Source organism: Porphyromonas pasteri (assembly GCF_014647755.1).
Classification (GTDB): Bacteria; Bacteroidota; Bacteroidia; order Bacteroidales; family Porphyromonadaceae; genus Porphyromonas; species Porphyromonas pasteri.
The window spans coordinates 608,989-622,252 of the sequence record NZ_BMPU01000001.1; the positions used below are offsets into that span (position 1 = coordinate 608,989).

At 55.0% G+C, this 13,264-nt stretch carries 11 protein-coding genes; 7 read left to right on the forward strand and 4 right to left on the reverse strand.

The window, feature by feature from the left end; genetic code table 11:
* Positions 1–33: 33 nt before the first annotated feature.
* Together IEX77_RS02395 and IEX77_RS02400 are read right to left on the reverse strand one after the other, a co-directional pair.
* Complete coding sequence (locus IEX77_RS02395; protein ID WP_188807537.1) at positions 34–1,338, reverse strand: MFS transporter; 1,305 nt, start codon at positions 1,336–1,338, stop codon at positions 34–36.
* Between the two features lie 992 nt (positions 1,339–2,330).
* The gene (locus IEX77_RS02400; RefSeq protein WP_188807538.1) at positions 2,331–3,770 is read right to left on the reverse strand and encodes an ATP-dependent DNA helicase; all 1,440 of its coding nucleotides are present in this window, start codon (positions 3,768–3,770) and stop codon (positions 2,331–2,333) included.
* Positions 3,771–3,886: 116 nt separating this feature from the next.
* On the opposite strand from IEX77_RS02400, the gene IEX77_RS02405 reads away from it, so the two are divergent.
* From IEX77_RS02405 to IEX77_RS02420, 4 genes are read left to right on the forward strand one after another with little or no spacing between them, the layout of a single operon-like run.
* Complete coding sequence (locus IEX77_RS02405; protein ID WP_188807539.1) at positions 3,887–4,525, forward strand: hypothetical protein; 639 nt, start codon at positions 3,887–3,889, stop codon at positions 4,523–4,525.
* Positions 4,525–5,406, forward strand: a complete 882-nt coding sequence (locus IEX77_RS02410; RefSeq protein WP_188807540.1) for a DUF3822 family protein — start codon at positions 4,525–4,527, stop codon at positions 5,404–5,406. Before IEX77_RS02405 ends, IEX77_RS02410 begins: the two co-directional genes overlap by 1 nt.
* A gap of 6 nt (positions 5,407–5,412) precedes the next feature.
* Positions 5,413–5,991, forward strand: a complete 579-nt coding sequence (gene rsmD, locus IEX77_RS02415) for a 16S rRNA (guanine(966)-N(2))-methyltransferase RsmD (RefSeq protein ID WP_044114490.1) — start codon at positions 5,413–5,415, stop codon at positions 5,989–5,991.
* Between the two features lie 7 nt (positions 5,992–5,998).
* A complete protein-coding gene (locus tag IEX77_RS02420) occupies positions 5,999–6,850 on the forward strand; it encodes a DNA-processing protein DprA (protein ID WP_188807541.1) in 852 nt (283 codons plus the stop codon).
* Between the two features lie 317 nt (positions 6,851–7,167).
* On the opposite strand, the gene IEX77_RS02425 is transcribed toward IEX77_RS02420, so the two are convergent.
* Entirely contained in the window at positions 7,168–8,424 is a 1,257-nt protein-coding gene (locus tag IEX77_RS02425) for a phosphoglycerate kinase (RefSeq protein ID WP_188807542.1), read from the reverse strand.
* Between the two features lie 113 nt (positions 8,425–8,537).
* Here IEX77_RS02425 and IEX77_RS02430 point away from each other — a divergent pair, with 113 nt between their 5' ends.
* From IEX77_RS02430 to IEX77_RS02440, 3 genes are all read left to right on the forward strand, one after another.
* Positions 8,538–9,494, forward strand: coding sequence for an HU domain-containing protein (locus tag IEX77_RS02430; protein ID WP_188807543.1), 957 nt, complete (start codon positions 8,538–8,540; stop codon positions 9,492–9,494).
* 44 nt (positions 9,495–9,538) lie between these two features.
* Entirely contained in the window at positions 9,539–10,564 is a 1,026-nt protein-coding gene (gene queG / locus IEX77_RS02435; protein WP_188807544.1) for a tRNA epoxyqueuosine(34) reductase QueG, read from the forward strand.
* A gap of 643 nt (positions 10,565–11,207) precedes the next feature.
* Positions 11,208–11,975, forward strand: a complete 768-nt coding sequence (locus tag IEX77_RS02440) for a DUF5020 family protein (RefSeq protein ID WP_188807545.1) — start codon at positions 11,208–11,210, stop codon at positions 11,973–11,975.
* Positions 11,976–12,049: 74 nt separating this feature from the next.
* On the opposite strand, the gene dprA is transcribed toward IEX77_RS02440, so the two are convergent.
* On the reverse strand, positions 12,050–13,204 hold the full coding sequence (gene dprA, locus IEX77_RS02445) for a DNA-processing protein DprA (RefSeq protein ID WP_188807546.1): 1,155 nt from the start codon (positions 13,202–13,204) through the stop codon (positions 12,050–12,052).
* Positions 13,205–13,264: the final 60 nt, after the last annotated feature.

Genomic DNA, 13,264 nt, shown 5'->3' on the forward strand with positions numbered 1-13,264 from the left:
TACGTACTATATAATTTTGGAGTAGTTGAGAATCTATTTTGAGTCGGACTTCTTAGCCTCTACTGCGTGAGCGAATGGCAGACGGATCGCCATGATGATAGCTGGCAGCGTGACTAAGAGGACGATGACGAAGAAGGTCTGGTAGCCAAAGGCCGTTGCGAGCTTACCACTGAGCATCCCAGGCACCATAACACTCAGGTTCATCAAGCTATTAGCAAAAGCATAGTGAGCCATCTGATACTTCCCTGGAGCGATCTGCTGCATCATGAAGAGCGTGATCCCGACGAACCCGAAGCCATAGCTGAAGTATTCGAAGACGATACCCGTACCGATCCACCAGAGGTTGGAAGGCTGGAAGATAGCCAAGAGCAGGTAGACAGCGAAGGGAATATTGAAGATACAGACCAGAGAGAAGAGCGTCTTCTTCAGACCAAAGTGCGAGATATAGTAGCCCGAGAGGATGGAGCCGAGGATGAAGGCAATCGTACCTGCCGTACCATAGATCAGACCATAGTTCTCATTGGAGAGTGCTATCCCGCCCTTAGCGATCTCATCCTTGAGGAAGATCGGAGCGATCTTCATCGCAAGCCCTTCGCCCAAGCGATAGAGGAAGATGAAGACCAGATAGAGATAGATATGCTTCTTCTCAAAGAATGAGATGAAGACCTGCACAAGCTCCTTCCAGCTCTCGTCTGCTGAGCGGCGTACGCGGGCAGCTTCGCGGGGAAGGCTACGCATATGATATAGCGCAAGTGCGAGCATCAGCACAGCACAGATCCCCATGATGACCATCCAAGCCTTCTCCAGCCCCATACTCTTCGAGAGGTAGCCAGCCAGGTAGACAAGCCCGCCATTAGTCAAGATCTTAGCGAGGTTATAGAAGGCTCCCTGCCAACCAGCGAACTGTCCCTGCTCTGCTGGGCTCAACTCTTGCATATACACCCCGTCCCCAGCGATATCGTGCATGGAGCCACTGATAGCCAGCACCCCCATCAAGGCAATAGAGATAGAGAAGAAGCTCGGCAGGGGAAGCGAGAAGCAAACTAAGCCAAACATCAGGGCTGAGATCGCTTCAGTGATATAGATGTACTGGCGCTTCGTCCCGAAGAGCTCCATGACGAGGGAGAAGAGGGGCTTCAGTGACCAAGGTAGGACTAAGAGCGAGGTCCAGAAAGTCACATCCTCCTTGTCAATACCGAGGTCGGTGAACATGAGGACGGAGACAAGCGAGAGAGCGACATACGGTAGCCCCATACCGAAGTAAACGCTGGGTACCCAAGCAATGGGGTTACGTCGCTTCGCGCGGGACACCTCTGTAGTAGGGGTTTGTTCTTCCATATAATAATAATGATGTGTAAGCGTGCTATTGTTCCAATTTCGAAGCGCCCAAAGATAGCAAAAAAGCGCCTACCCCCAGTGGATCTCTGCAGGCTTTGAAGGCAAGCCAAAGAGACGCTTTAGATAACCCCATCTGAAGTGCAGGCAGTCGTACCTTTTTCTGTTACGACGAGTGGAGTTTACCCCACGAGTGAACACATAACATATACAACTACAAATGAACAAGATAACAGGAATATCAAAGCAACCTCAGAAGGGAGGTAGTGTGAACCAGTACTGGTCACATATATGAGACCATTGCGCAAGGCCATCTCTTCACAGCTTGCACTTTTTTCCCTCGAACTTCTCAATCTAAAGCCTCCGATTTTCGAGGGAAGAAGGTACGAATAATGAAGAGGTCGGCTTGCACAATAGCCTCATATAGGCATATGGGTGCGCGGATAGAGCTATATAGGATGGCGAAGAAAGCTATATAGCTTTGGACTGATCCCTATATAGCTTTGTGAAGTGACCTATATTAGGTTGTTGCTCTGCGTAGGGATAAAAGTTGTGGACGAGTGGCAGATAAGTTTGGACTACGTACGTGGCTCTAATATCTCCGTGCGTGGATATTTGGATTTACGTGCCTGGTCTTTAAGACTATGTGCATAGATAGAAGAATACCACTACGTGAAGGCGCTTTTTTCTTCGCAAGAACAGCACTTTCCCCTCCGCTGGATAAGAGGAATACTCGCGATAAGGCGAAGGGCTTGTGTATCTCTTCGGAGAGGTATATCGGGGAGATGGGCGTGCGATGCCTTAGCACAATAAATAGAGGGCGGGACTCTTCCGCAACAGTCTCATATATGAAGTAGTACTGGTCACCGCTGCGACCAGTACTGGTCCGACCGCTGAGCAGTACTGGTTCTTTTTCACCCTTATACAGCTCCCGAAAGCGTACCATACTCAGGCAAGCTCAATCTTGGGATTAAGAACAAGAGAATAATGGGAATTTAGTCTACGAGACCTGCGGGATATCCCAAAAGGTAAACCCGCTTCGTAGCGCGTGTGATCGCCGTATAAATCCAGCGAACTAAATTGCGATCTTCGGGGAGGTAGCCGACGAAGCTTAGGTCAACAAAGACGCAAGCCCACTGCCCCCCCTGTGCCTTATGCGCCGTGACGGCATAGCCATACTTCACCTCCAGCGCCCCCCAGAAGGGATCACGGCGTATAGCCTTGCGACGATCCGTGATCGAAGGAATATCAGCATAGTCTGCTGCGATTAGCTCAAAGAGCCGCTGACGCTCAGCCTGACTGCGCTGAGGGGTGGGATCTTCAAGCGAAGTAAGCAGGAGGCGCACGTCAAGTGAATCATCTCGATCAGGGAGGTAAATGGTAGCATCGGCGAAGTGCAGGCCATACTCGTAGTAGTGGCGACCGATACGCTGCACCTCGATGATCTCACCGTTGGCAATGAAGTCAGATCGGTCGGGGCGCTTGGTGTAGTGGTAGTTGTTGCGAGCGACGATGAGGCGTTCACCTCGCACCACAGGCTCTTCCTCATAGAAGAGGACGGAGCTACGGATAGCATGGTTGCACTCCAGGGCGAGCTTATTTGATGGACAGATGACCAAGCATTCTTCCTCCCCATACTTGCGGTAAGCCTCATCCAGCGTCTCAATGAATGTACCGCCTTCGACGGGGAAGATTCCTCGCCACCCCTCTGTCTCCAGGTGAATTGGCAGGATCTCCTCGGGGTCTTCGTCGGCATATTCGTCCAGAAGCTCACGGAGCAGGGTAGCATTATGCAGGATCCCCCCACGCTTCTGACGCACGACTTCACGCAGCTCCATCCCGTAGACATGGAGCCCGTAGCGTGAGGTAAGGACCTCGGCATTGAGCGCATCGCTGAGAGGAGTACCCACAGGTGGGAGCTGAGCCGTATCACCGACAAAGATGAGCTTAGCCTCATCTGCAGACCAGACATAGGACAGGAGGTCATCAAGAAGATTGCCCGAGCCAAAGGGCGTCATCTCACCCGTATCCCCTGAGATCATCGATGCCTCATCGACGATGAAGAGTGTCGGAGTAGTTGTGCTTACTCGCCCCAGCTGAAAGCTACCGCCCTCCTCCTGCATCTGAGTAGAGGCTCGATAGATCGTGCGGTGAATCGTCGAAGCTGGGCGCCCCGTAGAGGCAGACAAGACCTTTGCTGCTCGGCCCGTCGAAGCCATGAGCTCCACGCGCAAACCCGCTCGCTGAGCCAGATCTGCTATTGTACGCAGAAGGAACGTCTTCCCCGTACCGGCATATCCTGTGAGGAGGAAGAGCGCATAGGGCGAGGACTCTTCTATATATTCGTAGAGGGTACCCAGTGCTTCCCGCTGGTCGCTGGTATAGCCATCCAGCGGAAGAGAGCTGAGGGCGCTAAGGAGCGCTGTATACGGCATGTAATAATAATTTCTATCTTTGTCCGTGTGAAGTTACGAATTATAGGCATAGGAATGGCCTTAGTAGCTCCACGCAATGAGACTCGTCTAACTCAAACTACTACATAGATCCAACAATGAAGAAAGTTATCCTCGCATTAGTAGCCTTGGCCGTAGTGGCACTTGCCTACATCACGATCCAGAGCGTGCTGGCACCAGTAAACTTCGACAAGAAGCAGGCTAAGATTGAGGTAGAGCTCCAGAAGCAGCTCAAGAAGATCGCAAGCCTTGAAGAAGCCTACAAGAGCGTCTACGACAAGTACGCCAACAAGGAAGAGCTGATCGACTTCGTACAAAATGGTCGTGTATTCTACATCCGTGCAGAGGGCGACTACACCAGCGCCATGCGTGACCAGGGCCTCACCGAAGAAGATGCAGCTCGTCGCGGGCTCATCCGTCGTGACACCGTCTGGGTCGCAGCTAAGGATACCCTGCTCAACGACGGCACGGATCTGGCTAAGCTCTTCATCATCCCCAACAACCCCGACTCTTCTATCCAGGTCGTAGCCAGCTCTATCGAGCAGGAAGTGGGCGAACTGAAGATCCAGATGCCCGTCTTCCAGGCATCAGCTTCTTACGAAAGCTACCTGAATCCTCTGAAGAACGAGCGTCGTGTACGTGAGAAGGTCGAAGCTGCTAAGGCTAAGACGAACGCCTTCCCCGGTCTTCGTGTCGGCTCTCTGACCGAAGCTAAGACGAACGGTAACTGGGAGTAATGACTCCGATCCCACAGATCACAGCAGCTGAGGCTGCTCACTACAGCTTGTCCATCCGAACCACTTCGGGTGGACTTGCTTTTTGTATCACCTCCGAAGGGACGGAAGGTGCCGCTACTCCCCGCTGCATCCATAGCGGGAGGCTCGAGGCTTCGGCTTCGGCTCACTCCGTCTACGAGGTACTGCAGGAGCTGTACTTCACGTATGAGTTCCTCGGCTATCCCTACCGCTCCGTCCAATTCTTCTACGAGCCTGAGCAGGCTGTACTTGTCCCCACGTCCCTTCTGCAAGAGGGAAGAGATGAGCTTTGGCTCCCCCACTCCGAGGACGCTGCAGGGTCACGACAAGGTGAGGCCTTGAGCGCCCTACGCTACACGCTCCCTGACGACACGAAGACCTTCGTACTCAGCTGGCAGCGCGAAGCCTATCAGTTCCTTCGCCGCACGCTCCTGCTTGTCAAGCCCGAGCCACACTTCGCTCCCATAGTAGAGGAAGAGCGGTCGAAGAGCAGAGCTACCCAAGGACGTGAACTCCTTCTCCTTCTTCGCCCCAGCGCAATGGATCTCTTCATCATCGCAGGCGGAGAAGTCGAGGCGTATAATAGTGCTCCCATCATCTCAGGGCACAATGAGGAGATCGTAGCAGGCGAAGTGGTCTTCTACACCTTTGCCTTCTGGCGCCACTTCGCTCTCGAGGGGAATGCAGACCGCCTCACGATCGCCTTCAGTGAGGAAGAGAAAGCCCCTGCACTCGCACAGCTCCAAGGAGCGACCCTCGAGGCGAGCGAACTACTTCGCCCCTACATCTCACAGATCACCATCCAAGGCTACCGTAGCCTCCCACACGCTGGGAGCGAGGCAGCCACATCCCCACAAGCTTAAGAGAACATGCGCATCATCGGAGGTAAGTACAAGCGCCGCCGCTTCGACGTACCCAAGAGCTTCAACGCTCGCCCCACGACAGACTTCGCCAAGGAGAACCTCTTCAACGTCCTTCAGTACTACATCGACTTTGAGGACGCCACAGCCCTTGACCTCTTCAGCGGGACGGGCAGCATATCGGCAGAGCTCATCTCCCGAGGCTGTAGCCGTGTGATCGCACTCGAGCAGAGACGGGAGCACGCGCTCTTCATTCGCTCCATCGCTCGCGAGCTGAAGGAGGAAGGGCGCCTGCAGGTCTTGCAGTCCGATGTCTTCCGCTACCTCCAGGCTTCGAAGGGCGGAAGGCCACAGTTCGACTTCATCTTCGCCGACCCACCTTACAAGCTGAAGGAGATCGCTACCCTCCCGCAGATGATCCTTAGCTCGGGGCTCCTCAAGAGCGACGGCGTCGTCGTCGTGGAGCATCCCGGCACGTATGACTTCTCCGAGCTCCCCCACTTCGCTGAGCATCGTGAATATGGCTCGGTCAACTTCTCCATCTTCACCCTCGCCGAAGACGAGGAGGAAGGTGAGGCCGAAGAATAGCCCAGCTATGCTCAACGAGGAAGGAGCGACCAGCGAAGCCCAGCTCTTGGAGCTCTTGGCGCTACGTGCAGCGGGCCTTCCGCCACGCAAGCTCCTTCGACTCTTCCTCTCGGACGAAGCTAAGCCTGCCGAACTTCCCTTAGATCTACCGAAAGACATCGATTGCTATCGCGAGATGATCGAGCGAGCCCTTCCTCTGGCCGAGGAGGAGCTCGCTCGTTGTCGTCAAGTGGGCATCACGCTACTCCCCTACTTCGCCAGCGACTACCCGAAGGCACTTCACGCCTTGGGTGGAGCGCGCCCCGTGCTGCTCTATGCTAAGGGTGACCTTGGTTTACTTCAAAGTCCCGCCTCCATCCTCGGTATAGTCGGCACACGCCAGCCAAGTCCCGAAGGTCTCGCCGCTGCCCATCGCATAGCCTACGAAGAGGCGGAGAAGGGGCGAGTCATCCTAAGCGGCCTGGCCTATGGGTGCGACGCCGCAGCCCACCACGGGGCACTCGAAGCGACAGGGCGTACCATCGCCGTCATCGCCACGGGCCTTGACCGCACACACCCCGAGGCACATCAAGCACTCCAAGATCGGATCATCGCCTCGGGTGGACTTATGCTCTCCGAATATCCGCTGGCTACGCCCGTCAACACGTACCGCCTCGTCGCTCGTGACCGCCTGCAAGCCGCCCTCAGCGCCGAGCTTCTCGTCATCGAATGCGGTGCCCAAAGCGGTACGATGCACACCGTGCGCTTCGCCGAAAGGTACCACCGCCCGATCTTCGCACTCCCTCCCCACACCGACTGCCTTCCCTCGCTGGAGGGAAATAGGCAGCTCCTCCTGTCAGGGCGCGCTAAGCCCTGGTAAGAGCGCCCTTTATATGGAGGAAAACTTCCGTATATGCGCAGAGAAATTTCCGTATATACGAAAATAAATTTCTGCATATGCGAAAAAAGATTTCTGCATATACGGAAATTTCCTTCCGCATATACTCAAGGAAATCGCTGTATATACGCTCATCTTTCACCTCCCTTTCAGCTCTACGACGAAGCCCCTTCGCCCTCACTCCGGCAGCTATGATCAGAGAGCTCGGACAAGCAAAACGAGCGCTCCCCGCATCCAGCTGAGACAGCCGAATGCGGGGAGCGCCTTGTGAAAAGAGGTAGCCGAAGCTACGTCTTCGCTTAGTCTTCGATAGCCGCGATACCGGGGAGCTTCTTGCCCTCGATAGCTTCGAGGAGAGCACCACCACCCGTGGAAACGTAGGAGACCTTGTCAGCGTAACCGAACTTGTTTACGCAAGCGACACTGTCACCACCACCGACGAGCGAGAAGGCACCATTAGCCGTAGCTTCAGCGATAGCAGCAGCTACAGCACGTGAGCCATCAGCGAAGTTGTCCATTTCGAAGACACCCGTAGGACCGTTCCAAAGGATGGTCTTCGAGCCAAGGATGACTTCGCGATAAGCCTTGATGCTGTCGGGGCCGATGTCCATACCGATCCAGCCAGCGGGGATATTGTCGTTCTGAGCGAAGGCCGTCTTAGCATCGTTGCTGAAAGCATCAGCGATCTTCGAGTCCGTAGAGAGGACGAGGTTCACACCGTTAGCCTTAGCCTTAGCGACGATCTCGCGAGCCAGATCCAGCTTATCATCTTCGCAGAGGGAAGCACCGATGTTGCCACCAGCAGCCTTAGCGAAGGTGTAGGTCATAGCACCCGTGAGGATGAGGTTGTCTACCTTGCCGAGGAGGTTCTCGATGATGTCGATCTTAGAAGAGACCTTCGAGCCACCCATGATAGCGGTGAAGGGACGCTGGATATCCTGCATGACCTTGTTCACAGCATCTACTTCCTTACCCATGAGGTAACCGAAGAGCTTGTGGTCAGCATCAAAGTAAGCAGCGATGAGCGCCGTAGAAGCGTGAGCGCGGTGGGCCGTACCGAAGGCGTCGTTGACATAGACATCAGCAAGAGCAGCGAGCTTCTTGGTGAATTCCTTCTGGCTTTCCTTGATCGCCTTCTTAGCAGCAGCCTTCTCTTCGTCAGAAGCATCTTCGGCCAAGCCGCGGGGCTTGCCTTCTTCTTCAGCGTAGAAGCGGAGGTTCTCGAGAAGGAGAGCTTCGCCGGGCTTGAGGTTAGCAGCGAGCTTACGAGCTTCTTCGCCTACGCAGTCGGGAGCGAACTTGACATCGACGCCAAGGCACTTAGAGACGTGAGGGAGGATGTGGCGAAGGGAGAACTTATCCTCGACCTTCTTAGGACGGCCAAGGTGAGAGCCGATGATGACCGAGCCACCGTCAGCAAGGATCTTCTTGAGGGTAGGGAGAGCAGCGCGGATACGCGTGTCGTCGGTGATGTTGAAGTCTGCGTCGAGGGGCACGTTGAAGTCCACACGGACGAAAGCCTTCTTACCAGCGAAGTTGAACTGATCAATCGTCATAGAGTAATTGAGCTAATAATACATTACTTGAATTGCCCACAAATGTACGTAATTATGAGCACTTATGGCTATTATCGTTATCTTTGTGACAGTATCTATAATGCACTAAGAGTATGAATAGTCGCCTCGCCGAGCAGATATCCTATCTCCTACTACGCCACGAGTACGTCGTCGTACCCCAGTTGGGTGGATTCATCAGAGAGAAGCTCCCCGCCAGCTATGACCGTAGCAAGCATCTGGCCTACCCTCCCTCTGCCGAGCTCCACTTCAATGCCGAGATGACCCACAGCGATGGGCTTCTCGAGGAGCGCTATGCCCTTCTCCTGGGGCTATCGCTTCGTCGTGCTCGCCTCGTACTCGAGGAGGAAGTAAGCCAGCTGCGTCACCAGCTTATCCAGCAGGGCACGTATCATCTCTCAGGCATCGGGGAGCTTCAGCTCTCCCGCGAAGGACACCTCAGCTTCACGCCAGATAGCGCCGCCCTCGCTACAAGTGCCAGCGCTTACGGCTATGCGCCCCTGTCTCTTCCCGCACTACCTCAGGCTACCAGCGGCAGACAAGCACTCTCAAGCGAGCAGGACAGCCGCTATATCTCCCTGCGACTCCCCAAGCGTGCGCTGGGCTATGCAGCTGCCGTCGTCATCGCGATCCTTGCACTCCTCCCCTGGGGGAACAAGGTCGAAACGGAGCAGCACTATCAAGCAGGCTTCACCCCTTCTGTCGAAGTGGCACGCCAGCTCTTCGGTGAAGAGAAGAAGGTAGCAGACACTTCTTCCGAAGCCACAGCCAAGGACGAACAAGGCAACCTCCGCTGGTCTACCCAGCAAGATGGCCGCTACTATATCATCATCGCTACCGAGCGTTCCGAGGAGCGCATCCAGACCTACGTAGAGCAGGCTCGCACTACCCTCCCCGAAGCCTCGCTCACAGCACTTCGCTCCCCCCGTGGTCGCACGATTCGTCTTGCTCTTACCTCCTTCGACTCCTCTGCTGAGGCCTACGCTTACCTCAACGAGCTGGTGAAGGAGCATCCCGCCCACCGCTCAGCGTGGGTCTTCCACAACAACTAAGCCTTAGCTGCTCCCCAAGACGACAGCAGCTCCTCCCCATACAAGTGGAGTCCATCTCCCTACACGACATCGTCACACAGATTAAAGCCGAGGCTCTTCGCTTCGGCTTCTCTGCTTGTGGCATCGCTCAAGCTGGCGCTGTCCCCGAAGCTATTCTGCAGGAATACGACTCATGGATCGAGACGGGCTACCATGGCGATATGGATTACTTAGCCCGCAATCGTGAGCTAAGAAGTGACCCGCGCGTGCTTCTCCCTGGGACAAAGACGCTCATCATGGTAGCGATGAACTACTATCCTGAGACAAAGCAAGCCCCCGAAGCCCCACAGTTCGCCTACTATGCCTACGGGCGAGACTACCATAAGGTCGTCAAGAAAAGGCTTGACCAGCTCTTAGCCTACATGCGCTCAGAGCTACAGCTCCCCGTCACGGGGCGCGCCTTCTCTGACTCCGCACCGATCATGGAGCGCTATTGGGCCGAGCAGGCAGGGCTTGGCTGGCGCGGAAAGAACAGCCTACTCATCATCCCACGTGCAGGGAGCTACTTCGTCTTGGGTGAGCTCCTCATCGACATAGAGCTACCGACGGATAGTCCGATGCGCAACCTCTGCGGACGCTGTGAGCGCTGCCAGACCTCCTGCCCGACAGAGGCTTTCCTCGAACCTGGGCGTATCGATGCACGCCGATGCATCAGCTACCTCACCATCGAGCAGAAGGGTGAGATCCCCCCCGAGCTCCGCGAACGCATGGGACGTCGGGTCTACGGATGTGATGCCTGCCAACAGTGCTGCCCATGGAACCGCTATGCTCGCCCCACGACCATCGCCGACTACACTCCACGCGAAGCCCTGCTCTCCCTCTCCCCCAAGGAACTCGAAGCTATGAGCGAAGAAGAGTACTTGGCCCTCTTTGCAGGTACAGCTGTCAAGCGAGCTGGGCTTGCGGGCCTACAGCGCACGATGCGAGATCTGCGAGGCAACTTCACCTTGCCCATAGACACCGCTTCTACTTCAAGCGCAGTCCGTCGCTTCATTCGCCCTACCACAGACGACACCACCTCCGAGGGCTAAGCCACACTCGACCAGATAGGATCAGCTCTCTCACCGACGAAAGAAGGGCTACCCATAGTAGTATAAGAATAAGACTATACTGATCAGTAAAGCAACCTATATTGGTCAGCGAGTCAACCTACTATTAGGTCGTTGCTCTGCGTAGGGATAAAAGTTGTGGACGAGTGGCAGATAAGTTTGGGCTACGTACGTGGCTCTAATATCTACGTACGTGGATATTTGGATTTACGTACCTGGTCTTTAAGACTACGTGCATAGACAGAGGAAAACCACTACGTGAAGGCGCTTTTTTCTTCGCGAGAACGACGCTTTTCCCTCCGCTGGATAAGAGGAATACTTACGATAAGGCGAAGGGCTTGTTTATCTCTTCGGAGGGGCATTATCGGGGAGCTGAGCGCACGATGCCTTAGCACAATTAGTAGGGGGAAGGACTCTGAGGCAACAGTCTCATGTTGGTTGAGCCAGTGACCAATATAGATTCACGGCCATCATCAATAAAAGAATGCCTAAAACTCTTCTTATAAGGGGATATATCCCTGGATGAATTATCACCCACCTTCTTCTAATCCATTCAGTTCTTGTACCTTTGCAGACGAATGCACGAGATGGCTACCACCCTTAGCTTAACACACTTAATCCGTAGATGAAACAAAGCCTTCGCCTCGGCCTTCGGGCTCTCGTCCTCACGAGTCTTTCCCTCCTCGCTGTACCCGCCATGGGGCAGAATATCCAGCTGCACTATGACCTCGGTCGCTACCTCTACCCCAAGGTACAGGCTGACCGTCCGCGCATGACGATGACCGTAGAGCAGCAGAGCCTTGACCGCTTCGGCGATACGTTCTACTTCGTCGATATGTCCTTCCTCCAGCAGGGAGCAGTGAGTGCCAACTGGAAGTTCATGCGCAACCTACGCTTTTGGCAGGGTCCACTCTCTTGGCACGTGCGCTATGACGGCGGCCTGCGCTTCATCAATGCCAATGCTCCCGAACCTGTGGGCTCACGTGCGATCTCGCTCAATGATGCTTTCATGACGGGGGTGACCTACACCTATCTCAGCCCCGAGCGTCGCACGATGCTCAGCCTCACCCCACTCTACAAGTATATACGTGGGATTGCCCAGCCACACAACTATGAGCTCTGCGGAGTATGGAAGTTTGCTCCTGGGAATGGTCTCATCACCGCCACGGGCTTCTTCAGCTGGTGGCACCAGAAAGATCCCCGAATAGGTTGGGACTCGGACTTCAAGTTCATGTCGCAGCCACAGGTGTGGTGCAACCTCAACAAGATCCCAGGTGTCGCACCAGACTTCAACCTCAGCATAGGTAGCGAAGTGCGTATATCAAAGAATGTCGATGCCCCTCAGTGGCTCGTAGCACCGACACTCGCCCTCAAATGGAGCTTCGGTAAATAGCCCCGAACGTATCAAATAAGCGAAGCCCTTAGGACTGATCAGAGTCCTAAGGGCTTCTTCTTATTTCATCGCCTTCAGCACAAGCTGTAGCAACCTCCCGCTCGGGCTTGTATCCAACCATCCAGCTCGAGATCAAAGAGCTCACTTCGGACGGTCATCAAGTCCATACCCGATAGGCGGGATAGCTCATCGACAGAAAGCACACCCTGCTCTATCAAGATAGCGAGCAAAGGATGAGGTGGGTACTCCCTCGCGGGAGAAGGGAGAGCTGGCTTTTCTACAAGGGAGGTAGAGAAGGGATGTGCTTCTGCTCCTTCATCCAAAGCCCCCCACCCCAGCTCTTTTATCATCGAGGACGCTCCAAGATAGAGATGGGCACGCTGCTCCTCGATGAGCTTATGACAGCCGATACTCTCAGGGTCCGTCAGGCGACCTGGGCAGGCGAAGACTTCGCGTCCCGATTCCAGAGCATAGCTTGCCGTCGAGAGTGACCCGCTATGCTCGCCCGCCTCGATGACGATAGTTGCGGCACTTAGCCCTGCGATGATACGGTTACGCGCAACGAAAGCCTGACGATAGGGCTTTACCCCTGGCGGATATTCGCTTACCCAAGCGCCTCCATCCCGCAAGATCTGCTCGGCGATCCGCCAGTGCGCACTCGGATAGAGCGTATCCAACCCATGGGCGAGCACAGCCACCGTTGGAAGACTCAGATTTAGCGCAGCCTCATGAGCCTGTATATCGACTCCGTAGGCCAGCCCACTGACAATCGTAGATGCAGGGCAAGTAGCCGACAGCTCTCTCACCACCTGCTGGGTAAGTACACGGCCATAGTCGGAGATACTTCGCGTACCGACGACACTCACATGCTTGCGCTCCTCCCAAGTTGCATACTCCCCGCGCACATACAAGACCATGGGTGGAACGGCAATCTCACGAAGGGCAGCAGGATAATCCTCACTAAGAAAGAAGATGGGGCGAATGCCTTCCTTCTCACAGCGCTCCTCGATACGCAGAGCCTCTTCAACCAAAGTAGGCGAAGCCAGCTGCTGCGCTATACGCTGAGGGAGGCGGGGAAGGATGCGAGCTCGGAGCTCCACATCAGTGAAGAGCGCCGTAGCAGAGCCAAGGGCTTCGATGAGTTCAATGGCAGAGCGAGGACCGACGTACTTGGTGAGGGAGAGTGCAATGGTGTAGGTCCGCTCGGTCGGAGTAAGACTGGATGGCATAGATGATAAGGTCAGAGGGAGAGAAAAGGCTGAGCCCCCGCCCTTCTCCAGCGGAAGGAG